This is a genomic window from Photobacterium arenosum, from assembly GCF_014841115.1.
GTDB lineage: Bacteria > Pseudomonadota > Gammaproteobacteria > Enterobacterales > Vibrionaceae > Photobacterium > Photobacterium arenosum.
In genome coordinates this window covers 23,323-47,916 of record NZ_JACYTP010000013.1, presented here as the reverse complement: position 1 = coordinate 47,916, position 24,594 = coordinate 23,323, and the positions used below count along the sequence as shown (strand labels likewise).

Genomic DNA, 24,594 nt, shown 5'->3' with positions numbered 1-24,594 from the left:
AGTATCTATCTCAATCAAGGCATTTCCTGTGATAATCCGTTCAGGTGACATACACCACCCTGCTGGGGTAATTTATCTATCCCGCACAATACGCCAGCCTCTCCAGGCATCATCAATCGATTCAAGATCACATCCGCTGTACATCTTCATCAATCGTCTACACTCTGGCGGCATCTCCTGTCCCGCATCCCATCTTGTGATGGTTACCAAATGTTTGAAACATAATGTGCTTCGGTATTTAGTGACTGGCCGACTGGTATCAATGAACCGAAATTAGCGGCTGTCACTGGTGACGGGGTGCTATCGGTTCAATTTCAGTTATTGTGCATAGCATTTTAGTAAATATGCATCTTGATGATATGGTAGACTCCGGATGTCTTTGTTATCAGGAGGTTACGTGAGCAGAGAACTACAATCTAATAAGTATGCAGGCTTTCTATTTGTGGCTTTAATCGTTGCATTATCGGTTATGCCTTCAGTCTCTTTTGTGGGGGACTATGTAGAGAAAGCAATCAAATTCGTCGCATTTGTGTTTACTTTAACTACCGTTGCTGCTTTAGCTGGCATTTGGCGGGGGTCTATTCCCTTCAAGGCTCGTGAGCTCAAAGCTATTGCGCTTGGTTTGCCAATTGTTTCATTGATTGATTTGATATATCCCTCGATTAAGTACAGTGATCAAGGATATTTTTCTGAAGTTCTTTTCACATTCTCGATTGAGTTCTGCATTGTTTTGTCAATCTCAAGTCTTATTTGGAGTGCTGCGAAAAAATGAGTATCTTAGCTGAACTTAAGACAGCTTGGCCTATCTCTAAGTTGTTCACCGCCATGTACAATGAATTCAGTACCAAAAACCAGTCTGAGAAAGTGTATCGAGTCGTTGTGCCTATGATTAAAGAGTACGTTAATCAGGGATACACTTTTAAGAATCCTGAAATGAAGGAGGCGGTTGAGATGTTGAAAGGACTGGCCCCGGTTGGTGCTCCTCGACATAACTTTGAGCGACGTTATTTAGTTGATGAGCGTACCCTGCTCGACCTTCCTGACAACCCAGATCGTTTATCTCCAGGTTACTGGTGGTAACACAGAAACAGCCCCAGCAGGGGCTGTTTTTCTATCTGGTATGCGGTAAGCCCTTCAGAAGCCTAGCTGTTTTAATGATCAGAGTATTGTTTTTACTGTCAGTCTCTGCACCAATCTCAAGTAACGCATGCCCAGTTAAGATTCTATCTGGTGTTAAACACCATCCATTTGGGGTGATAAGCCCTTCTTTCGATATTCTCCAGCCATTCCACGCTTCATGAGTTGTGATCTCCCTGTTTGAGTACAGTTTCATTAGTCGCCTGCACTCAGGCGGTATCGTCTGACCGCTATCCCATCGCGTGACGGTTCTCACAGATTTAAAACATAGTTTTGCGGTTTCATCCCTGCTTAAACCGCATACGAATCTTCTGAAAATATAGTTTTCTGTAATTTTTCTTGTCATGGTGTCACTTTTTGCAATACTCGAAAAATGAGTTGTTGCATAGTAACCCCTTTCATATAAGCACTTACTAAATTAGGTGTTAATAAAATCGTTTAACATAACCCAATCATAATGCGTACTTAATATGATAAACCAAATCTAAAATGTCTCTTTCCTGCAAAGTTAAAGTGAGCTGGTTCAAATCGACGGCTCCCACCGACAAATGCTGCCTCTTGATGTTTATCGACGATACCACCTGGACGACTGGTGAAGAAACTGAGTCGACTTTCGATTATATGGCCGCTACGCGTGATAAGCCATCTGCCTTTTACAGCGGCCGCCATGCGTTTTTTCATGTTGGTAAGCGCGATGCCCACACTGAGCGTTTGACCCATTTTGGCCGGGTGCTGAAGGATCTTAATATCGAGCGGATCTGCACCAACAGTTCGCAACAAAGGCCGCATTGAGTGTGCGAATAAAAATGTTACAGGATCACTAAAAAAAGGGAATGTGTCTCAAAGTATCAATACTATTAAGAAGCCAGCCAGCTCCCCCGACTTCATCGTCATTTCAACTGCTGCTTTGCCAAGCTGGCACATTATACCAAGGACATTTACTGGCCGGTGCACGAACTGGATGATATTTTACCTGGTAGGAACTGCGAAGAGACTCGTTCTGCAGATAGCCTTATCTCTTTCATATTTATAATGACTTGAAATACAGCTAAAGCACAAAATGACAACGTCAACAATGGTTAATATCGACATTTAACCTGAGCAGCTTGTCAAATTTGTTCTCTAAACTGTATATTATTTTGTGTTTTCCTTTGGTAAAAAACGATAGAAATAATAAGTTATAGTGCATTAAAGTTATGTTCTTGAACTCTTTACTGGTATGTCAGTACATTCTTATCTAAGATCAATGAGAGCAAAAACACATAGTAATTAATTGGATGCCAGAACATGAAAAGTATTCTTATCATTGAAGACAACAAAGTGATGGCACAAATTTTAGCTCAGCTGTTAAGAAACAGCATACAGCCCCAAACATTGCTTCATGCCAGTTCCGTTAGCCAGGCTGAGGCCATATTCATGAAATCTCAACTCTTAGGCCATACATTGGATTGTGTCTTTTTAGACTTAAACCTCAACCACCCTTTGGATGGCCTTTCGTTGCTGGGCCAAATAAAGCAGGATCACCCAGACTTGCCTGTTATTGTTGTGACGGCAGAAAATGAAATGGAAACGGTGAAAAAAGTTATCTCACATAAGCCTGATGGCTATATTGTAAAACCCCTTTCGATGCAAAAGCTCAATCAATGCTTGGCTAAGATATCAAATCTTCAGTTAGATATTGAAAAGTAACTAAGGTCTGAATTATATTTTTTTACACTTAAACAAGTTATGGTGCATTAGAGAAGCAATAATAGCCTGCTCTTGGCAGGCCTGAATCTAGGCTTGTCTCCGGCCTGATTTCTTGTTGTTAGAAGAAAACGGAAACACGTTGTGGATCTTTTGCTTCACTTTTGCTGGAACATCTTTCGAGAAAACCAGCTTTGTCGTAAACCTATTCTTATAAACCTTGATTTGCCCAGTAAATGGCTCCCGATGGGCAATATCTTTACACCCATGTAAGAATCCACTGGGGACATTCCCCTTCGTCTGTTTCAACTCACCTTGCTCAAATTTTAACATCATTACTGGGCGATCCTTAAAAACCAGGATCAACACAGCAACTGCCAGCAAAAGAACATATTCCATCGTCTTATTCCTCAAACAAACAGCGCATGATATTAGGTATAGCGAATCAGTCGAGTTGAAGCAATTTACTTAAGTCTTGTTTTATGTCCTGTACCTTTTTATTGGCTTCCAGGGACTTGGTGCTTTCACTCAACAAATACTCGATAGTGTCAGATAAGGTACAGTCCAACTCTTTCGACTTATCGGCCAGCTTCTCCCAGACACGATAATCCAGATCAATAGATTTTTTGCGTGTATGGACCTGCTCAGCATTGAAGTGGCGTTTTCGCTTCGCACGTATCGCCTGCTTCATTTTATTTTCAAGATCGGGAGACATGTGATGACCAATCCAATCCAGCACTTTGGTTGGTTCGTGCTCTATCTCAAGTAATGATGCCACGGCGGCCTCGGCCTCACTGGTATCAATATGACGCGTAACGGCTTCCCCTTCCTTGTACTTCTTTACCAGGTAGCCCCACTTCCAGCCAGCCTCAAGGTTTTCTAATTGCTGATATTTCATAATCGACGCTTATTTGGGTATGTAAAGTCTACAATTAATAGAGAGTGACAGTGTAACTAGATCGATAGTGAAGCACAATAGCACATTGATTTAGAAGCATGTCTCCCTCTTTGAAGGAACGCCTTTTGGCTGATTCTCATCCGAATCGCAGGATAATCCATGCCTGTTCTATTATGCGGACAACGATTCCTTTATACTGCTGTCTTTTTCACAGTAACGGAAATTATATCAAGCCTATGCAAGAAGAATCCTGGCGTACCATGCTCCCAGATTACACTCAGTATGAGTCAATTCTGGACCAGTATGCACAACTCCCCCCTGCACCGACAGGCATTTTACAAGATCGCCTGAGCGATGCCGTACGCCGATTCACAGCAGTTGATATCCAGCCCAGATTATTAAGAATTACTGCACCTGATAACAAGGTTTACCGCGACTATATCATTGATCTGCTGATGCATTGGGATTCAGCAGGTAAAAGCCCGTCAGATGAGTCTCCTATTGTAATAGCCGGTGACAATGTCACAGACATCAACCTGTTTGGAGCCGTGTATCCACCTTTAGAAGATGGCAAATTAACGAAACCTCAGGTTAAGCATGGTCTGCTTCACCAAGCCAACAACGGTTATTTAGTATTGTCTGTCGCCAGTATTCTTGCCAACCCAAGCTTATGGCCAAGGCTCAAAGCGGTACTGATGAATGGCGAACTGGAGTGGCAACCCGTTACTCAGAAGAAATTTTACCCATTGCCACCTGCTGAAGCACTGAATGTAAAATTAGTCGTGGTTGGTGACAGATTCTTAATGGCAGAACTGGAAAATGCTGAGCCCGACATCGCTTCTGGCTTTAGCATGTATGGTGAGTTTGAGCAGGATATGCGCCTTACTCAAGCGAGTCTGCCAAAATATTTAGCCTATCTGAAGTCTCTGATTGAAAAAGCTGGGGTACCAGACATGGCGGACAACGACGCATTGAAACTCTTGATGCGTACCGGTGCTCGCCATGAAGAAGATCAAAACCGTTTACCTCTTTGCCCTATCTGGCATCTAAGCCTGCTATGTGAGGCAGCAATAGAATCCCAGAGCAAACCGATTACAGCCGAACACTTGCAGCAGTCACTGAAAGCCAGAGAATACCGCAGTTCATATTTGCCAGAGAGAGCCATCGAGGATATCCATCACGGCCAGGTTATTATTAACTGCCATGGCAAAGAAATCGGTCAGGTTAATGGTTTAACTGTTGTCGAAATGCCTGGCCACCCTGTCGCTTACGGCGAGCCAGCCCGAATTTCCTGCGTGGTTCACTTTGGTGATGGCGACATTTCAGATGTTGAACGCAAGGCTGAACTGGCAGGTAATATTCATGCTAAAGGCATGATGATCATGCAGGCCTTTGTCAGTACCGCCCTTGACCTTGACCAGCCGCTGCCGTACTCGGCATCTATCGTTTTTGAACAGTCATACAGCGAAGTGGATGGCGACAGCGCGTCTTTAGCAGAACTATGTGCTTTGGTGTCAGCCCTTTCTCAGCAGCCCATCAATCAGCAAATCGCCGTTACAGGGGCTGTCGATCAATTTGGCCGTGTACAAGCAGTCGGTGGTATAAACGAAAAAATCGAGGGATTCTACAAGGTTTGCGCCTATCGGGGCCTAACCGGCCACCAAGGTGTCATCTTGCCGAAAACAAACCTGAGTAACCTGTGTCTTTGTGACGAAGTCCTGAATGCAATTAAAGACGGTAAATTTCATATCTGGGCCGTAAATAGCGTGGATGATGCGCTACCTTTACTGACAGGTAAATCTTTCCGTCGAGACGAAAGTAATCAAGAAAGCGATGAAGATACACTCTTAGACGTCATCGCTATACGTATAGCGCACTTCCATAGCGGTCATAATGACGAAGGCTCAGGTTGGTTAACCAAAATGAAAAACTGGTTGGTCCACCACTGATCCGAGTTGTTAGGCGTACAGGTGTAAGCTAAATTGCCCCAATAATTTCAAAGAGAAAATAGCATCCAATGAAGAAATGCAATTCTTACAACCGTGACGATCTCCTCGCTTCCAGCCAAGGCCAATTATTTGGTCCTGGCCGTCCTCAATTACCAGCACCTAACATGCTGATGATGGATCGTATTGCTGAAATCACTGATGAAGGTGGTGAGTTTAATAAAGGCTTCATCATTGCTGAGCTGGATATCAAACCTGATCTTTGGTTTTTTGACTGCCACTTCCCTGGCGATCCCGTCATGCCTGGCTGCCTGGGTCTGGATGCAATGTGGCAACTTGTTGGCTTCTTCCTTGGCTGGATTGGCGGTGAAGGTAAAGGCCGTGCTCTGGGCGTGGGTGAAGTGAAATTCACGGGTCAAATCCTGCCTACAGCTAAAAAAGTCACCTATGAGATCCAAATGAAGCGTGTTATCAACCGTAAGCTGATTATGGGTGTTGCTGACGGCCGAGTGTTGGTTGACGGCAAGGAAATCTATGTTGCTAAAGATCTGAAAGTTGGCTTGTTTCAAGACACGTCGAATTTCTAATTCAAGTTTAGCGCTATAGCAATATCAAAAAGGTCGCACACACGGCCTTTTTTGCGTGTCTGCAGCAGATAAAGTAAAGCCCCTCTCCAAAGGGGCTCTGTATGGTTAGGGATATGAGGGTGAAGGTTTTATTTTGCGCGGCCAGATTGCAATTCTTCTCTCGCGTCTCGCCAGCCACCTAGCCAGTTCATACGGGCGTCCACAGTTTGATATGGACATGCGTCACTGGAACGACCATTAATGCCAGCTTGATAGCCTCGAGATTGGGCGCGTTCCATACGATCCCGCTTTTGTCTCTTCATAGTTCGATCCTCATCCTTATTCATATTAATCATTACCGTTACATAATGATGGAGTTTTTGTGACTCCACCTTAAGGATTGGATATTTAACTGAAGAGATCAACCTTCATAAAAAATCAGGCTCACAACTTGTGAGCCTGGTTAAAAATCGAACAATTTTGACAAATTACTTTCGGCGACGTAAGCCCAGCAGCACCATAAGTGACAGTGTCACTATACCAATGGAGCCCCCTTTGCGGCTTACACTACTTTCATCATCGCCTCTTGGCTGCACTTGAGCATCAACGCGAGGAATCAGCTTAACAGCAACTAAACGCTCATCCCCATCACACTCCGCATTCTTGCTGAGCGACTTATACCCCGCATCACACTTCAGTGCTGTCGCAGAAATAACACCCGCATCATTAATGCCTGTAGCCTGAGCGATACGGAACTGGTTTGCGGATCCACTAATGTTGTCATCATTGGTCAGGTCATCCAGCATCCAGGTTGACTTCGCTGGCAGTGCATCAGTGACAGCGTCACTACCTGCCAGATAGGTGAAAGCACGCTGACGACGTTGCCGGCCGTTAACCTGGTTGACCGTTTCTGCATCAACCCAACCGACAATCTGATCACTATTGTTGATCGCACTTGGGTAACCATTGGCACCGGCAAAGAAAATACTGCTTACGGATGAGTCCAGCCATTTGAATGAATTCGACGTCGCGTCATACAAATACATCATCTCAGCATAAGAGCGCTCTGTCGACTTGGCTCGCTTAGCAACCCCAATCACTGTATTTTGGTCATTGATATCCGTCGCTATGGTATAGCGGTAAATACGGTCATTACCCTGTTCAATATTCAGGTTCGGAATGTAAGAAACCGTCCAGCTCTCAGCGGTTGGAGTGCCAGTCACTCCCTCTTTCAGCTTAAAGATAGCTGCGCGCACCGCATAATAATCGTTGTCCACTGAGTCGGTGGTGTATCCCACCATCACTGGCTTACCGTCAACCAGAGAAACCGCCCGGGCTGATGCCTGGAAAGAACGATTGTTGTCATCTGGGTCTAACGCCGGGCGATCCGATGCACGGGCTGCAACTAACTGAGCTTCTGAAGTGGCTGAACCATCAACATTCCAGAATGCTGCCTCGTTGGCGAAGACAGTAAACTGACAAGCCCATGAATTAAATATCGTGCCTGGCGTCGCGCCATTGGTGACACAGTTATTCAGGTCGCCACGGTTGATCGGCACGTCATCAGGCAGCTTGATATTGTCATTAAGGTTTGAAGGGGCAAACGCCGCACTACCAACTACCAGCAGATTACCAGCAGGATACTCAACAGCATCCCAGGCTAATGTCTGACCCATGTTTTTAACCAGGTCATTGCCGGCTACCGGCAGTAATGAAACCTTACTGGCGCCAAGATTCACAAAGCCGCGCTTATTGAACTGGCGGGCATAATGGTTGTTATTGGCAAAATAAGCCGAGCTGGTCACACCCAACGCATAGCCACCCAACGTTGAGGTACCGACAGCACTGACCGCACCATTGGTGGAAACATGATCGCCGCCATCCACCAGCGTACCGAGTGACGGTGTCACGCTTGAATCATAACCTGCCACATCATTGGCAAACGTAGTGGCACGCTCAAAAGCGTCTGCACCGTTATCTAGGATTGGCAACGTGTTAGCATAATAATTGTTCTGCCAGGCAAACTGCTCTCTGCGCAGGCCGCCATAACCTGAACCATCTTCCGGGTTGTCCGAATTATAGCCAACACCAAAAAACCGCGTTTCAGCCCAGGTATCACAGGTATTGAATCCATATGCAGAGCTGCAGTGTCTTTCCAGTGACCACTCATCATTGATCTGCTGGAAATTATCCAGCTGATATGGAATCTCATCGCGGATATCAATACCGTCACTGCCAAAGCGGCTTTCACCGAAAACTTTATAACTGGTTGATGAACAGCTGGTTTCAAAGCAGTTTTCAGTGCCTGTTGACGGACTGATCCCCTGCCCATAAAACTGCACCTGGCTGGCCAAATCACTGTTATTTTTATCGTAATACTGCAGTGCAGATACACCACTGGCATCACCGCTCACTTCAACAACGTCGTAAACCGCCGCTTGTGCCTGCGTGACGCTGGCAACAACAATTGCCAGCGCTGAAAACTTGAACATCTTCTGTCGCATTAGGATTCCTTCTGCATTGCTTCTAGTTCTTCCCAACGTTCAAAGGCGACTTCCAGTGCCTGCTCTGCCTCTGCCAGGCGTGACAGGGTCACTTGAGTGTCATCAGTTGAGCTTTGGAAAAATGCAGGATCATTGATTTTTTCCTGCAACTGGGCAATCTCATTTTCCAAATCTTCCAAACGAGACGGCAATTCTTCAAGTTCTTTCAGAAGTTTATAAGACAACTTCTTACCCGGCTTATCCCGGCTCCCTTGCTGCCGCTGTTGGCTTTCATCTTTTTTATTCTCGGCGGCTTGCTCTTCTGCCTGTGCTTTTGCACGTTGCGCAGCAGAGTTTGCTCGCTGGGCTTGTGCATCATGGTAGCCACCCACGTATTCATTGACGACACCCTGACCTTCAAAAATCCAGCTTGTGGTCACAGTATTATCAACAAACTGACGATCGTGGCTCACTAAGAGCAAAGTGCCCTGATAATTGGCAAGAATATCTTCCAAAAGTTCCAGAGTTTCGATATCCAAATCGTTTGTTGGTTCATCAAGAACCAATAAATTATTGGGTTTCAGGAATAACTTGGCCAACAACAAGCGGTTCTTCTCACCGCCAGACAGCGCCTTCACCGGCGTGCGCGCTCTTTTGGGGTGGAACAAAAAGTCCTGCAGATAACCTAACGCATGGCGGCTGCGGCCGTTGACCGTGACTTCCTGTTTACCTTCTGCCAGGTTATCCAGCACGGTTTTTTCGGGATCAAGTATTTCGCGGTACTGATCAAAGTAAGCCACTTCCAGCTTGGTACCACAGTGAAAATGCCCTTCCGTCGCCTGTAGCTGGCCCAGCATGAGCTTGAGCAAAGTACTCTTACCGCAGCCGTTTGGCCCAATCAGGGCGATACGGTCACCGCGCATGACGTTAAAGCTGAAATCATTAATGATAGGTTTGTCGTCGTAACGGTAGCTGATATTCTCGGCTTCAAAGACAACCTTGCCTGAACGACGGGCATCCTGGAGCTGCATATCCGCTTTACCCATCACTTCCCGGCGCTCGCTGCGCTCGGCACGAAGCTGCTTCAGCGCTCTTACTCGCCCTTCATTACGGGTACGTCTCGCTTTAATGCCCTGACGTATCCAGGTTTCTTCCTGCGCAAGTTTTTTATCAAACTCAGCGTTCTGCTCGCTTTCGATACGCAATAACTCTTCCTTCGCGTCGAGATACTTATCGTAATCGCCAGGGAATGAGTTCAGCTTGCCTCGATCCAAATCGACAATTCGGGTCGACATTGAACGAATAAAAGCCCGGTCGTGAGAAATGAAGATGATAGAACCGCGGAAATCTTTTAAGAAACCTTCCAGCCATTCAATCGTGGCGACATCCAGGTGGTTGGTCGGTTCATCGAGCAAGAGAATATCCGGCTCACTCACCAGAGCACGTGCCAGCGCGGCTTTGCGCTGCCAGCCGCCAGACAGGTCCGCCAGCAAAGTGCCGGCATCTAACTCTAGGTGTTCTAATACAGAGCTGATTTTGTTGTCAAACTGCCAGGCATTAGCATGATCCAGTTTTTCCTGTACCTTAGCTAATTGTGCAAAGTGTACTTCACTGGCATCCGTGGTGATTTTATCGAGTAAGTGGTGATATTCGCGAAGCAAACCACCCACTTCTGATAAACCTTCTGCAACAAAATCAAAGACAGTGCCTTCGGCATTGCGAGGTGGATCTTGTTCCAGCCGTGAAACCTTTAATTCACTCATACGCTGGATACTGCCATCATCCAGCAGTACCTCACCGGCGATGACTTTCATTAACGTGGATTTGCCTGCACCATTACGGCCGACCAAACAAACACGTTCATTAGGTTGCAGCAGAAATTCGGCATGATCCAATAATGGATGATCACCATAAGCAAGCTGCGCGTTACTGATTTTAATTAATGCCATGACTCTTTAACCAAAGTGCCAGCTCAGCGGCATCGAAAGGCCAGCCAAGCTCAGAAACAGATTCATTGTCGTAAAAAGATACGACCGGTATTGTGACGCCGTAACGGGAAAACAGGTTGTCGTCAAAAGCAATATCAACGACATCTACCTGCTCTGAAACTCCAGCCTCCGTAAGCAGTGCATACGCCTGCTCACAGAGGTGGCATCCCTCCGTACTGTAGAGGATGATAGACAAGTAACAATCCTTAGTTTATCGACTTCAGCGACTCAAACATCGCCTTCCTTATGGGTAATAATCCAGCAGTTATGAATTTGCTTATTACGGGCAAAATCCATCGGCAGTGTTTCAGAAGATATGTTCTTCGCCACCAGCCCCAAATCTGCTAATGCCGCTTCATCCATCTTGAAGTGGCGTTTATTGTTTGAAAACACAATCTCTCCCCCCTTGCGCAGCATTCGCTTCAGGTTCTCCATCAGCATGATGTGGTCACGCTGCACATCAAAACTCTGTTTCATGCGCTTAGAGTTAGAGAAAGTTGGCGGATCAATGAAGATCAAATCAAAGGTGTCATCCACTTCCTGCAGCCATTGCAGGCAGTCCGCCTGAACATACTCATGCTGACGGCCGACCTGACCATTCAAGGCCATATTTTCCTGTGCCCAACGCAGATAGGTATTTGACATATCAACCGTTGTGGTGGATTTAGCGCCACCGCAAGCAGCATGCACCGTTGCCGAGCCTGTGTAAGCAAACAGATTGAGGAAATCTTTGCCTTTTGACATCTCGCCAAGACGACGACGGGTAATTTTATGATCCAGAAACAGCCCGGTGTCGAGATAATCAAACAGGTTAACCTGCAGCTTTACTCCGTATTCGTTGACCGTCATATAACGCGATGCATTAGACAGCTTCTGATACTGGCTTTTACCTTTCTGGCGCTCTCGCACCTTCAACACCACTTTATCGCTGTCAACCCCGGTCACCTGGATGGTGGCACGCATAATATCCATCAATCGACGGCGGGCCGTTTCCTCAGGTACTGATTTAGGTGCTGCGTACTCCTGAATCACCACATAGTCGGCATACTTGTCGATCGCGGCATTGTAGTCAGGCAAATCGGCATCGTAGACCCGATAGCAATCCAACTCTTCTTTCTTTGCCCATTTATCTAATTTCGACAGGTTTTTCTTCAGGCGATTCGCAAAATCCGGTGCAACCAGCGTTTCTTCAAGTTGTCCTTCTTTAGCACCCTCTACCTGCTTAACACCACCAGCAGTGATCTGATATGTCTTGAGCACACAATCTAATGCGCCGTTACGCAGCTTAAACTGCTTATCGGCCCGCATACGCATACAGCTCAGCAATTCATTCGACGATGAGAAGATCGACGCCACTGAACCGGCAAAGGCCAGCTTGAGACGATTTCCTAACTCGGTGTAAAGCGCAATCAGCTCAGGTGTGGTACCCAAGCGCTCACCATAAGGGGGGTTACACAAAATCACACCGGTCTCGAATCCGTTAGGACGAACCAATTGGGTGGCATCACCGTATTCGAAATCAATCAGCTCACTCACACCGGCGCGGCCTGCGTTGTCTCTGGCCACACTCAGAATACGCCTGTCCATTTCGCGGCCAAAGAAAGGTGTTGTGACGTTAGCCACACCCCGACGGGCTTTCACAGAGGCTTCAGCATGAATCTCTTGCCAGGCATCCTGGTCAAAATCATTTAAGACTTCAAAACCCCAACGCTTACGCTTTAATCCCGGCGCAATTTCCGCTGCTATCATGGCAGCCTCAATCAATAATGTGCCTGAGCCACACATTGGATCTAACAATGGCTTCTCTGGCGTCCAGCCACTTTTCATCACCAAAGCCGCAGCGTGAGTCTCGCGCAATGGTGCTTTACCCGCTTCAGTACGATACCCGCGCTGGTGAAGGCCACTCCCCGCCATATCCAAACCCACAATGGCTTTATCGTTCGACAAACGCACGTGGATGCGTAAATCAGGTCGTTCACGGTCAATTGTCGGACGAGGCTGATTTCCCTTGGTAAACCGGTCAACAATGGCATCCTTAACTTTCATCGCGCCATACTGGCTGTTACGGATTTCACGGTTAGTACCGTTGAAGTCGACCACAATACGGGTACGGGAACTGAAATACTGCTCCCAGCTGATCGCTGTCGCGCCGAGATACAGATCCAGATCGTTCCTGACGTTGAATTCGCTTAATACCTGGACGATACGTGATGCAACACGAGTCCATAAACAGCAACGATAAGCCGTATTCTGATCAGCGGAAAAGCGAACGCCGGCATGCACAACTTTTACTTGTGCAGCACCTAATTGAGTCAGTTCATCGGCCAGAAGATTTTCCAGACCGCGGGAAGTAATAGCGAGATATTGATTCATGGGTTTCTTTTCAAACAAATGTTGCCCGCGATTATACCTGAATTCACAGATATGCGCCTGTATCAGCTATGCCGGCCAGTCATTTTTTCTGCACTGTTCGAGTATAAATCAAGCTAACAATCGCAGTTTGCCACTTCACAGACGGTTTATCTTTGCAATCCGCCACACGCCAAGATAGCAAAACAGATAAACGCATACTTTTCAGAGCATCTCACCCAGGCAGATAGTTTCCCACAGGAAACGAACCTAGCCTAACTCCTTGAATACAATTCATAATACGGATTTAGCAAGCACTTACCTCTACGCCCGAAAATCGTTTCCTCATGGAAACAGTAAAATAAATCCTATTAAAATCAACAGCTTAATAATAATCAGTAATCAGAGTGACAGCGTGATTACTGAAGATACAGCGGCCAAACACAAGCAATGTTTGTAAGCATTCGCTATCTCCACACCTATGTATATACAATAATCTCTCGCTGCACTGTTCGCTCCAGATGCAACTCTTTCCTGTTGGGAAACTTAATATGATGCGCTTGTTCGGGTTTGTAATGGACTTTCACAAATGAGGAAAACAGGGAAATATCCACCCAGATAAACGATAATTTACCGGAAAATAGTGGTGTTTTTTTGTCCAAAAAAAAGACAAGTAACTATAAAAAAGTCCCTATTTTTACTGATTTTTTGCATCAAGATGACGTTATGTCGCTCAATACCCGTATAGATATTCATCAGATGCTGCACTGATGACTATTATCCCCACGGCAGCGGATGTATCTGGAGCCGCTAAAAAGACAAAAAGGCGATAGCTGATAGCAAAGCATGACGCCCTCTGTTGAGAACAGGGGCTGAGAAAACACCCTGATTTAGCCAAAGGCCTGTTCAAGGTGCAAGAAGCGGCATGAGATAAAATACGTGTGTTTAGATAAGAAGAGAGTGTGGGAATTGGCGCAGAGAATCGAGCCGTGACACAGACAGCTAAATCCGGTCACGTAAAGCAGCTGATTAACCAGGCACTATATGACAAGTGGCTGATAGCTTATTGGGGATATATAGAAATGTGCTTTTAAAGCCTATTGCTGTAAATCGTTGTTAAATATACTTTTCCAGGCCAACGATTAGCCTACCAGCGCCAGGCCAAGCTCTGTGTCTAAATGGACGGCCTGCATTCTGTCGTTCATTACTTTGATAATGCCGCAGAATTCCATTTCTTTCCCTGACGTCAGAACATGAGATTCCACATCCGCCAGCATGCACAGGCTCGCACAGCCGCTGTTTTCAATAACCAGGTAACGGGCAGAGCCGAAATCGGTATCCAGCCCGATGATCTCGCCGTTATGAGGCGTATACCCCCCCTCTTGCTGAGAAAAAAACCAGCTTTTAGGCATCATGGGTTTATGAAAACGACTGGCAGCGACAGCATTTAAGGCCAGCTCGACCTTACGCGGAGCAGACAAATCCAGCGCAGAAATATTTTCGAGGTATGTTTGATAGGTACTTGCATCGTCAACCGTGAACTCACATCGGTTAAAGGCGCAAGCAATAAGATGTTTACTCGGAATTGAAACGCGGAAAACCATCTCTTCGCCCAGGTCGAGCATTAAAGAGTCATTCTTCTGGTCGTAATACCACGTCCATGAATTATTTGGTTTTAACACGATAGGCTCCAATGTCAGTGTCTTAACTGTGATCAAAGCAAGCAAATTAAGTACGTAAAAGGAATTGTACTAAGTAAGTGGTAAAATAAAAGGGGAAAAAATTTGTAAGATCATAGTGTTAAGCTATGTAATTTTGACAAAATACCGCTTTTTACCGATGTTGGAACAAAAAAACGCCCACATAAAGTGGGCGTTGTTTGTATGACGGCAGATTTACAAACGCTAACGTTTAGTGACAGCGTCACTCATTATCGTAAATCACAATTGAGTACGATATCTTTAACCAGCTTAGGACCATGATAGATAAAGCCTGAATATACCTGGACCAAACTGGCACCGGCTAGCAGCTTCTCTCTTGCAGCAATGGCTGAATCAATGCCACCTACCCCAATAATAGGGATTTGCCCTTTTAGCTCATGATTAAGCATGCGGATGACTTCCGTGCTTCTGTGCTGCAGCGGACGCCCACTCAAGCCGCCAGCCTCATCACAATGCGGCATTCCCTGTACCAGGGTACGATCCAGGGTCGTATTCGTCCCTATCACACCGTCTATCTCATTTCGGATCAATGAATCGGCAATCTGGATCAGCTCGTGATCTTCGAGATCAGGCGCGATCTTCAGCGTAAGCGGCACGTATCGGCCAAACTTCTCAGCCAGCGATGTTTGTCTGCTCTTCAATTGCGTCAGCAAATCATCCAATGCCTCACCGTATTGAAGATTACGCAGTCCAGGCGTATTCGGTGATGAGATATTCAAAACGATATAGCCAGCATGCTCGTAGACTTTATCCATACAAATCAGATAGTCGTCTACCCCTTTCTCCAACGGTGTATCTTTGTTTTTACCGATGTTGATACCGATAATTCCGTCAAACGTGGCTTTCTTTACATTTTCAACCAGTTGGTCAACGCCTTTATTGTTGAAACCGAACCGGTTGATAATACCTTCTGCAGGTTTTACCCGAAAAAGTCTGGGTTTGTCATTTCCCGGCTGAGGTTTAGGCGTCACAGTGCCGACTTCAACAAATCCGAAGCCCATTGCGCCAAAGGCATCAATACACTCGCCATTTTTATCCAGGCCAGCGGCCAGACCAACAGGGTTTTTAAACTTGAGTCCCATGACTTCAACAGGACGATCAGGGAGGTTTTGGCGGTAAAAAATATCGAGAGGTGTACCGGTGAAGCGAGAAAAGTTCTTGATAGCCAAATCATGCGCTTTTTCAGGATCAAGCTGAAACATGGCCGAACGCGCGAGGCGGTAAATCATTATACCTCCTTAAAAAAAAGCCCCGTATAAACGGGGCTAGATTATTCACTGATTTGGTTTGCAATTCAAATTTAATAGCACCAATTCACGCATTGCAACGGAGAATTTTGCAAATTCATGGGCTGTACCCACCTTGAATTCAGCAAGTACGCTTTCCCAGCGTTGAATGGCGGAGTGATGATGCTCAATCCACATCTCAATCAGCGTTTCAGGTTTTTCACTGCCCTTGCCTGCTCCGATAACTGCAGATGTGAGCTGACGTTGCTGCCAATCCAGATCTTCACGGAAAGAAGCACGAGCCAGTGCCTGCCAATGGTTTTCAACCGGCTGATTATGAACCTGTTGCAGGAACCAGTGCAGTGATAACTGTGCGCCAAGTACAAAGTAGACACGAGCAATAAAGCCAACATCTTTGTTCAGCTCTTTCGCACTCTGCGCAATATCCATGGCAGAGTACAAGCTGCTCAGGCGGGCAATATTGTGCGCAAGCTGTGCCGGGACGCCTTCGTTGATCATGCTGTTCGCCTGATCATCATGCTCCTGCACCTCTTCAGCCACCAGGTATTGCTCCAGGTTATCACGCAGGTTGTTCAGCGTTGGCTGATAGAATGCAATTTGCTCTTCAATGCCCATCTTACGATCGCGGTTACGCAAGAACCAGCGAGTGATGCGACGCAGCATACGACGGCAACGATACATCATTTCGTACTGGATATGCGCAGGCACTTTATTGTCCAGCTCGCGGATTTGCTCGAAGAACTGCTCAAAGCCAAACACATCACGGCCAACAGAGTAAGCAGACGAAATTTCCGCCACTGTCGAACCCGTCTCTTCCTGCAAACGGGTAACAAAGTTACAACCCATCTCGTTAGACATCTGGTTAGCCAGCGATGTGGCAATCAACTCTCCTTTCAGAGGGTGATTTTCCATCTGAGTACGATACTTTTCCTGCAGTGCTTTCGGGAAGTATGCCGGCAGCAGGCGGTTATGATAAGGATCTTCAGTGATCTCTTCAGTAACCAGCTCTTCTTTCAGTACCATCTTGCCGTAAGCAACCAATACAGCCAGCTCCGGACGCGTCAGACCAATGCCGTCTTTCTCGCGCTCTGCCAGTGTATCGTCATCTGGAAGATACTCCAAACCACGGTCCAGCTTGGCTTCTTTTTCCAGATGATGAATGAAGCGGATCTGCTCTTTCAGCAGCTGTACGCTTTGATGCTGAGTCACAGAAATAGACTCACTTTGGGTGTACGCATCGTCCAGTACGATATCGCCTACTTCATCTTCCATCTGCTCAAGCAGAAGGTTGCGTTGCTTGTATGTCAGATCACCCGCCGCAACCAGACCATTGAGCAGGATCTTAATGTTAACTTCGTTATCAGAGCAATCTACACCGCCCACGTTGTCAATGAAGTCTGTGTTAACCCGTCCGCCATTGATCGCAAACTCAACACGACCCAGCTGAGTCATACCCAGGTTACCACCTTCACCAACGATCTTGGCGCGCAACTCACCGCCATTAACACGCAGGCCATCGTTAGCACGGTCGCCAACATCGGCATGTGTTTCACTGGCAGCCTTAACATAAGTACCGATACCGCCGTTCCACAACAGATCCACTTCCATTGTCAGGATCAGTTTGATCACTTCATTTGGCGTCAGGCTTTGTTTACGCGTACCTAAGAGTTTCTGAATTTGTGGTGACAGCTTAATAGACTTGCTGCGACGCGAGAATATACCGCCCCCTTCAGAGATCAGGCTGGCATCGTAATCTTCCCAGCTTGAACGAGGAAGATTGAACAGACGGTTACGCTCTTCCCAGCTTGAGGCTGAATCCGGGTTTGGATCCAGGAAGATGTGCATGTGGTTAAAGGCTGCAACCAAGCGCGTATGTTTAGACAGCAACATACCATTACCGAATACGTCGCCGGCCATGTCACCAACACCAGCACAGGTGAAATCTGTTGTCTGGCAGTCAATACCCAGCTCACGGAAATGACGCTTAACAGACTCCCAGCCACCTTTGGCAGTGATACCCATTTTCTTGTGGTCGTAGCCGTTAGAACCACCAGAAGCAAATGCGTCACCCAGCCAGAAGTTATAATCTGCTGATACCGAGTTAGCCAGATCAGAGAATGTCGCGGTGCCTTTATCGGCAGCAACAACCAGATATGGGTCGTCCTCATCATGACGAACAACATTGCTCGGATAAACAACCTCGCCTTCAACGATGTTATCAGTCACATCCAACAGTGCGCGAATGAAGCGCTTGTAACAACGCTGACCTTCAGCCAGGATTTCCTCACGGGTTGTCATTTGCGGCTGACGCTTACAAACGAATCCGCCTTTTGCACCTACAGGTACGATAACTGTGTTCTTAACCTGCTGTGCTTTAACCAGACCGAGGATCTCGGTACGGAAATCTTCCTGACGGTCTGACCAACGCAAGCCACCACGGGCCACCTTGCCACCACGCAGGTGAACACCTTCAATATCTGGCGCGTAAACGAAGATCTCAAAGAAAGGTACAGGTGCCGGAATTTCCGAAATTTCAGACGGACGCAGTTTCAGCGACAGCCATGGCTTAGGCTGGCCTTGTTCATCAGTCTGATAGTAGTTAGTACGCTGGGTAGCCAGAATCATTTCCATATAACGACGGATAATACGGTCGTCATCCAGACTTTCGACTTCTTCCAGCTTTTCATTCATCTTAGTGATCAGTGCTTCTTCAGCTTTTGCACTGAACTTTCTCGCCGGATCAAAACGCAAGGCGAACAGATCAACCAGATCACGCGCCAAATCAGCATGGTTGGCCAGCGTATCTTCAATATATTGCTGGCTGAATGGAAAACCAACCTGACGCATATAACGGGCATAGCTGCGGACAATAGTGATTTCCCGGCCAGTCAGCTCTGCACAGAACAGAAGACGGTTAAAGCCGTCACTTTCCAGTTCACTGCGCCAGATAGCAGCAAACGCTTCCTGGAAACGATCTCGTGCATCGCTCAGATCAATCTCGTTGCAACCATTGACCAGCATCGCAAAGTCGAGGATCCAAAATACTGTTCCGTTCGCCGTAACGATCTCGTATGGCGACTCTCCGATCACACGTAAGCCAAGGTTTTCCAGCATAGGCATCACATCTGACAGATGGATGGGCTCATCACGATGGTAAAGTTTCAGCTTCACAAAACGGGAATCTGTTGCCACTTCCTGCGGACGGTAGAACAACATACCCAGCTTGTTGTCTTCGCTCAGGCTTTCCAGCAGCTCAATATCTGCAACCGCAGAGCCTGGCAGCATTTGTTCTTTATAAGAACGCGGGAAGGCGCGCGCATAGTTTTTCGCCAGAGGGGTTCCCTGATTCTCACCAAAATTTGAGATCAGTGAATCAATTAAACGATCTTCCCAGGAAGCCGCTGCTTCTACCAGATTACGTTCGATCGCTTTTACATCTACATCAAAGTTGTTGTTATCTACACGCACAATATAATGAGTTCTCGCTAGTGGGCTCTCTGAGAAGAAAGTGGTGAAATCCACGTTCAGTTTAGAGCCAAAATACTCTTGGAAAATTTTCTGAGTCTTGACACGCAATTCGGTGTTATAACGCTCGCGGGTGACATAAACCATGCAAGAGAAGAAGCGACCGAAAGGATCACGGCGAACAAACAGACGCAGAAGATCACGATCCTGCATTCTGACAACACCGCTGGCCACATCCTGCATTTCTTTTTCACTGGCCTGAATCAGCTCATCTCGCGGATACGTTTCCAGAATGTTATTCATCGCCTTCCACGAGTGTGAATCTTCTGAATAACCACTGCTTTGAAGAATGCGTACCACTTTATTGCGGATCAACGGAATATTCATCGCTGTCTGATGATAAGCCGTTGCAGCATACAGGCCGGTGAAGCGGTGCTCGCCTATGACATTGCCGTCTTTATCCAGACGTTTAATACCGATGTAATCAATGTACGCTGGGCGGTGAATCGCTGACTTGCCGTTGCTCTTGGTCAGAATCAGCAGATTTGGCTTTCTGGCTTCTACACGTGCTGATTCTGGCAAATCAGACAGCATCAGTGTACGTGCTTTACCCGGCTTGCTCAGCAAACCCAAACCTTTCTCGTCACAGGGACGCAGTTCAAAATCACCTTCAACAGGTACCAGATCGTACTGGTGATAACCCATAAAGGTAAAATTATGGCGTGTCACCCACTCCAGAAACTCAATCGCTTCTTCACGGTGGCTTTTATCTACCGGCAATTTCGCTGATTTAAGTTCTTCTGCAATCTCCAGCATTTTGCTCTGCATTGCCTGCCAGTCATTCACGACCAGCACAATATCTTGCAATACTTGCTCAAGCTCGGTTCTCAAAGCATCCATTTCTTCCTTACTGGATAACCGATCGACTTCAATGTGGAATAAAGTTTGCAGATCTCCGGATTCTCCACATGCTTCAATGATCACCCCTTGATCATCGCGCTTGAAGAAATACGGGCCATTGAACATCAAATGACTGGTGATACCCAGACGGTTTAATGTCATACGGACTGAGTCGACCAGAAATGGATGATCCGGCATCACAATCTCCACTACCGTGTGGGTTGACTGCCAGCCATATCGACTCAATGTCGGGTTATAAACACGAACAGAAATTTGGTCAGGTTTGTTTTGCACTAGATGGTGCCAGAGGCTTAGTACTGCACCATACAAATCAGATTCATTCCGTTGAAGCAGATCATCATCTGCCAGTTGTCCTAACAATCGTTGAGCAAACACTTCGACTAATGACTGCTGAGGGGATTCTATCTTGTCCTGGATTAAGCCATACACTTTTTCAAGCAGTACCGGCACTATTGTGTCAGGTGCGGTCATAGCAGATGCTCCATCGTTATTACTTTTATCAATCTAGTATAGGGTTTTATAACGACGCCCCGAGTTCAGCGCTAAAAAACTTCTCTCTGGCGAGGTATTGTTGACTCGAAAGCTATTGTAGGGGGTTTTGTTGCCAAATGGTTACGTTAATTACTCTGGTTTTTGAAGAAAAAATCGAATATGTGACTAAGGTAGATGTTTTGACTGGTGGCCTGCCAGCAGACAAAAATTCCAATGCGATAACTTGCTATTACACACACTTTTTGGTCTAACCATCTAAAAATATAAACTTTTTTCTAGCTGTGAAACTAATCAACATCTCAGGCAACTGATTATGAGATACTTTTTTCGCAACAGATAAAAAAACCAGTTTCGCATAATTATGTAGGATATTTGTTAATATCCGACTAAAGACAGGTTTTAAGCGATTTTCTCCAACTTTTCAAAACGGTTTTCTGCATTCACCACAACCCGAAAGCGCCCTTTTATACCTAACTGGCTGAGGAAAGGACGAAGTCTGACGGCTGGGAGCTGCAGCCGGAGGCCCTCATCGGTGTGAACCAGCACTGAGCTGGCAGCACCTGAGTAATGCTGCAGGTAGGTGTGATAGGGAATGTTGACTGAAAAGGTGTATCTCTTCATGCAAACAAGCCTGTTGGTCGAATAAAAAAAGAAAGGCTCCCGGAGGAGCCTTCTGATTAAAACAGACTTGCTTTATTGTTCAAGTGCTTTTTCCACTTTCTCAAACAAATCTCTCGCCAGATTGTCCAAACCGGCCAACTTCTCCAGTTCGGCACGCATCAGTGCCTGGCGTTCCTCATCATACAGACGGTACTTGAGGAAAGGCTCAATCAGGCGTGAAGCCAGCTGCGGGTTCGACGTATTCAGGGCGGTCAGTATCTCAGTCAGGAAACGATAACCACTACCGTCTTTTGCGTGGAATCGAACCGGGTTGTTGGCGCAAAAGCTCGCTACCAGACTGCGTGTACGGTTCGGGTTCTTCAGGCTAAACGCTGGGTGTTGCATAGTGTCACGCACATTATCCATAGCGTTTTCCGCTGGATTCTTACCCTGAAGAATAAACCATTTGTCCATAACCAGTCCGTCATGGCTCCACTTGTCGCTGAAATCTGCCATCTGCAATTCGCGGCAGGCCAGCTGTGCTTCATTAGCCGCTGACATGGCAGCCATAGTGTCTGTCATGTTATCGGCCGTTTCATACTGAGCTGACACCAGTTTTTCACCCTGCTCTGTCAATGCCAGATAAGCGAGGCAGCGATTACGTAACGCACGTTTGGCTATCGCACCATGTTCAATACTGTAGCTGGCTTGCTTCAGTGAGTGATAAATGGCAGTCAGCTCATCTTCCAGCTCTGTCGCCAGAAGCTTTTCGAGCTGTCCGAGCACAGCATGTATTGCATCAACATCGACAATGTCATACCAGCCAGCCACTTCATTCTCGCTGGGCAGAGTCAGCATTTCAGCAATAAAGGCAGGATCGAGTTTTTCGTCCAGTAACGCCCCGCGGAATGCATCAACCACGTTTTCAGGGAAAACCACTGTGTCCCCCGTTTGTACCGCGGCCACATTATTTCGAATGTATTTGGCAAGTAACATCTGACCGGCATCCCAGCGCGCAAATTCATTGCGTGCATGAGTCATCAGGAATACTAACTCCAGGTCACTGTAATCGTACTCCAGGACAACCGGCGCCGAGAATTCACGTAACATGGAAATCACAGGCTGCTCTTTCACCTGTTCAAATTCAAAAGTCTGCTCAAGCTCTGTGACATCCAGTACATGATGCACTTTTTCTCCGTTACGCTGTAACTCAATAACCTGACCTTTACTGTCGTAGAGTTCAATATCAAACGGAATATGCAGGGGCTGTTTCTCTTTTTGCCCGGCTGTAGGTGCCGTATGTTGTTTTACCGTGACAAGGTAACGTTTGGTGTCGACATCATATTCGGTGCTGACTTTTACAATCGGCGTGCCCGACTGGCTATACCATAAACGGAACTGACTCAGGTCAACACCCGAAGCCTCTTCCATCGCCAGCACAAAGTCGTCACATGTCGCTGCTGTTCCGTCATGACGTTCAACATACAGTTTCATACCCGCCTGAAAACCTGCTTCGCCCAGCAGCGTGTGCATCATCCGAATCACTTCACTGCCCTTCTCATAAACTGTCAGGGTATAGAAGTTATTCATCTCAATGACTTTTTCCGGTCGAATCGGGTGCGACATCGGACCGCGGTCCTCAGCAAACTGTGGCCCACGCATAACACGGACGTTGTTGATTCGGTTTACCGGCCGAGAGCCCAGATCCGATGAAAACTCCTGATCCCGGAATACAGTCAAGCCTTCTTTCAAGCTGAGCTGGAACCAGTCCCGGCATGTAATGCGGTTACCGGTCCAATTGTGAAAGTACTCATGACCAATAACTGACTCAATACCCAGATAATCCGTGTCCGTAGCAGTGGCCGGATTCGCCAGCACGTATTTGGAGTTAAAGATATTCAGACCTTTGTTTTCCATCGCCCCCATGTTGAAGAAATCAACGGCAACGACCATATAGATATCCAGGTCATATTCCAGGCCAAACCGCTCTTCATCCCATTTCATAGAGTTAATAAGCGATTGCATGGCGTGCTCGGCGCGATCCAGATTGCCCTTATCGACAAAGATTTCCAGCGCAACGTCACGACCGCTGACTGTTTTATAATTGTCACGCAGCACATCAAAGTCACCGGCAACCAAGGCAAACAGGTAGCAAGGCTTTGGATACGGATCCTGCCACTGAACCCAATGACGACCATTTTCCAGCTCACCGCTTGCCACTTTATTACCATTACTCAATAAATACGGGAAGCTGGCTTTATCTGCGATCACTTTGGTGGTGAAACGGGCAAGCACATCCGGGCGGTCCTGATAAAACGTAATACGCCGAAAACCTTCCGCCTCGCACTGAGTACAGAAGCCACCACCAGATTTATACAGACCTTCAAGCGCGGTGTTTGCTTCCGGGTTAATCTCCGTTTCAATGGTAAGTTCAAACTCTTCAGGCAATTGACGAATCAGCAGGCCATCTGCCGTTTCTTCATAGTGCTGCCAGGTTTCACCATTGATTTCCAGCCGACGCAGAACCAAATCATCACCGTCTAATTCAAGTGACGTCACACCTGCAGTTTGTTGCTTCACTTTACTGACAGCAACAACGCGGGTCGCCGTGTCTTGCAGATCAAACACCAGATCAATGTCGGTAATCGTAAAATCGGGTGCGGTATAGTCAGCACGATACTTAGCAGTGGGTTGAGCGGCATTCGGTTGATCGGCCATAAAGTCCTTCCTTCATCATCCATATTGGCAGTTACCACAAAACAACGAACAAGATTTGATCTTTTCAATCGATGAAACATTGTTTGCGGAACTGAAAAATTTGCATACCCCAACTTCAGGTTATGATAGCGGGTATGGAGCAGGTAAAGTCAGCGTGAAGCCTATGCCATATACACGCAATTATAGGTAAGACAAGAATTCTTGAAATCGCATCAACTATACTTTATGTGAATACGTATAATTGGTCGCCAATAATCTTTACACTGTGTTAAGGCAAAATGTTAGCAGATAGCACTTGAGGTGAAAATCTTATCTTTATCTATTGTTACCAGCGTCGCGTCGCGTAACAATGACACTGTCGTACAACCTCCTTTACC

The 24,594-nt window shown here is 46.6% G+C and carries 19 protein-coding genes; 6 read left to right on the top strand and 13 right to left on the bottom strand.

The genetic code is table 11. The annotated features are described in order from the left end of the window. The first annotated feature begins 397 nt into the window (after positions 1 to 397). Together IFO68_RS17415 and IFO68_RS17410 are read left to right on the top strand one after the other, a co-directional pair. Complete coding sequence (locus tag IFO68_RS17415; RefSeq protein ID WP_192017096.1) at positions 398 to 772, top strand: hypothetical protein; 375 nt, start codon at positions 398 to 400, stop codon at positions 770 to 772. After that, a complete protein-coding gene (locus IFO68_RS17410; RefSeq protein WP_192017095.1) occupies positions 769 to 1,080 on the top strand; it encodes an NADAR family protein in 312 nt (103 codons plus the stop codon). Before IFO68_RS17415 ends, IFO68_RS17410 begins: the two co-directional genes overlap by 4 nt. 31 nt (positions 1,081 to 1,111) lie before the next feature. On the opposite strand, the gene IFO68_RS22095 is transcribed toward IFO68_RS17410, so the two are convergent. Then, positions 1,112 to 1,333 (bottom strand): DUF3653 domain-containing protein, encoded by a 222-nt coding sequence (locus IFO68_RS22095; protein WP_336510285.1) that lies wholly within the window; start codon positions 1,331 to 1,333, stop codon positions 1,112 to 1,114. A gap of 365 nt (positions 1,334 to 1,698) precedes the next feature. Between IFO68_RS22095 and IFO68_RS17400 the strand changes: the two genes are divergently transcribed. Together IFO68_RS17400 and IFO68_RS17395 are read left to right on the top strand one after the other, a co-directional pair. Then, complete coding sequence (locus tag IFO68_RS17400) at positions 1,699 to 1,929, top strand: hypothetical protein (protein ID WP_192017093.1); 231 nt, start codon at positions 1,699 to 1,701, stop codon at positions 1,927 to 1,929. Positions 1,930 to 2,424: 495 nt separating this feature from the next. After that, complete coding sequence (locus IFO68_RS17395; RefSeq protein ID WP_192017092.1) at positions 2,425 to 2,826, top strand: response regulator; 402 nt, start codon at positions 2,425 to 2,427, stop codon at positions 2,824 to 2,826. An 87-nt stretch (positions 2,827 to 2,913) separates the two neighbouring features. On the opposite strand, the gene IFO68_RS17390 is transcribed toward IFO68_RS17395, so the two are convergent. Both IFO68_RS17390 and matP read right to left on the bottom strand, forming a co-directional pair. Then, positions 2,914 to 3,222 carry a DUF3634 family protein gene (locus IFO68_RS17390; RefSeq protein WP_192017091.1) on the bottom strand — a complete coding sequence of 103 codons (309 nt, stop codon included), beginning with the start codon at positions 3,220 to 3,222 and terminating at the stop codon, positions 2,914 to 2,916. 46 nt (positions 3,223 to 3,268) lie between these two features. Beyond that, positions 3,269 to 3,721 (bottom strand): macrodomain Ter protein MatP, encoded by a 453-nt coding sequence (gene matP, locus IFO68_RS17385; protein WP_192017090.1) that lies wholly within the window; start codon positions 3,719 to 3,721, stop codon positions 3,269 to 3,271. Between the two features lie 236 nt (positions 3,722 to 3,957). Between matP and IFO68_RS17380 the strand changes: the two genes are divergently transcribed. After that, positions 3,958 to 5,670: an AAA family ATPase gene (locus IFO68_RS17380; RefSeq protein ID WP_192017089.1), complete on the top strand. Its 1,713-nt coding sequence runs from the start codon at positions 3,958 to 3,960 to the stop codon at positions 5,668 to 5,670. A 68-nt stretch (positions 5,671 to 5,738) separates the two neighbouring features. Then, positions 5,739 to 6,254, top strand: coding sequence for a bifunctional 3-hydroxydecanoyl-ACP dehydratase/trans-2-decenoyl-ACP isomerase (gene fabA, locus IFO68_RS17375; protein WP_027252208.1), 516 nt, complete (start codon positions 5,739 to 5,741; stop codon positions 6,252 to 6,254). A 128-nt stretch (positions 6,255 to 6,382) separates the two neighbouring features. Here fabA and rmf read toward each other — a convergent pair whose 3' ends face one another. From rmf to pepN, 10 genes are all read right to left on the bottom strand, one after another. Continuing rightward, positions 6,383 to 6,556 carry a ribosome modulation factor gene (rmf, locus tag IFO68_RS17370; protein WP_027252207.1) on the bottom strand — a complete coding sequence of 58 codons (174 nt, stop codon included), beginning with the start codon at positions 6,554 to 6,556 and terminating at the stop codon, positions 6,383 to 6,385. Positions 6,557 to 6,721: 165 nt separating this feature from the next. Beyond that, entirely contained in the window at positions 6,722 to 8,737 is a 2,016-nt protein-coding gene (locus IFO68_RS17365; protein ID WP_192017088.1) for a DUF3466 family protein, read from the bottom strand. Further along, a complete protein-coding gene (locus tag IFO68_RS17360; protein WP_192017087.1) occupies positions 8,737 to 10,665 on the bottom strand; it encodes an ABC transporter ATP-binding protein in 1,929 nt (642 codons plus the stop codon). Before IFO68_RS17360 ends, IFO68_RS17365 begins: the two co-directional genes overlap by 1 nt. Further along, positions 10,652 to 10,900, bottom strand: a complete 249-nt coding sequence (locus IFO68_RS17355; protein ID WP_027252204.1) for a glutaredoxin family protein — start codon at positions 10,898 to 10,900, stop codon at positions 10,652 to 10,654. The genes IFO68_RS17360 and IFO68_RS17355 overlap by 14 nt, the downstream gene beginning before the upstream one ends. Positions 10,901 to 10,932: 32 nt before the next feature. Next, positions 10,933 to 13,077, bottom strand: coding sequence for a bifunctional 23S rRNA (guanine(2069)-N(7))-methyltransferase RlmK/23S rRNA (guanine(2445)-N(2))-methyltransferase RlmL (gene rlmKL / locus IFO68_RS17350; protein WP_192017086.1), 2,145 nt, complete (start codon positions 13,075 to 13,077; stop codon positions 10,933 to 10,935). Positions 13,078 to 14,195: 1,118 nt separating this feature from the next. Continuing rightward, positions 14,196 to 14,735, bottom strand: a complete 540-nt coding sequence (locus IFO68_RS17345) for a cell division protein ZapC (RefSeq protein ID WP_192017085.1) — start codon at positions 14,733 to 14,735, stop codon at positions 14,196 to 14,198. Positions 14,736 to 14,983: 248 nt separating this feature from the next. Then, positions 14,984 to 16,003 carry a quinone-dependent dihydroorotate dehydrogenase gene (gene pyrD, locus IFO68_RS17340; protein WP_192017084.1) on the bottom strand — a complete coding sequence of 340 codons (1,020 nt, stop codon included), beginning with the start codon at positions 16,001 to 16,003 and terminating at the stop codon, positions 14,984 to 14,986. 45 nt (positions 16,004 to 16,048) lie between these two features. Next, entirely contained in the window at positions 16,049 to 20,878 is a 4,830-nt protein-coding gene (locus IFO68_RS17335; RefSeq protein WP_192017083.1) for an NAD-glutamate dehydrogenase, read from the bottom strand. 420 nt (positions 20,879 to 21,298) lie between these two features. Further along, positions 21,299 to 21,520 (bottom strand): DUF2835 domain-containing protein, encoded by a 222-nt coding sequence (locus IFO68_RS17330; RefSeq protein ID WP_192017082.1) that lies wholly within the window; start codon positions 21,518 to 21,520, stop codon positions 21,299 to 21,301. 72 nt (positions 21,521 to 21,592) lie between these two features. Next, positions 21,593 to 24,217: an aminopeptidase N gene (gene pepN, locus IFO68_RS17325; RefSeq protein ID WP_192017081.1), complete on the bottom strand. Its 2,625-nt coding sequence runs from the start codon at positions 24,215 to 24,217 to the stop codon at positions 21,593 to 21,595. Between the last annotated feature and the right edge of the window lie 377 nt (positions 24,218 to 24,594).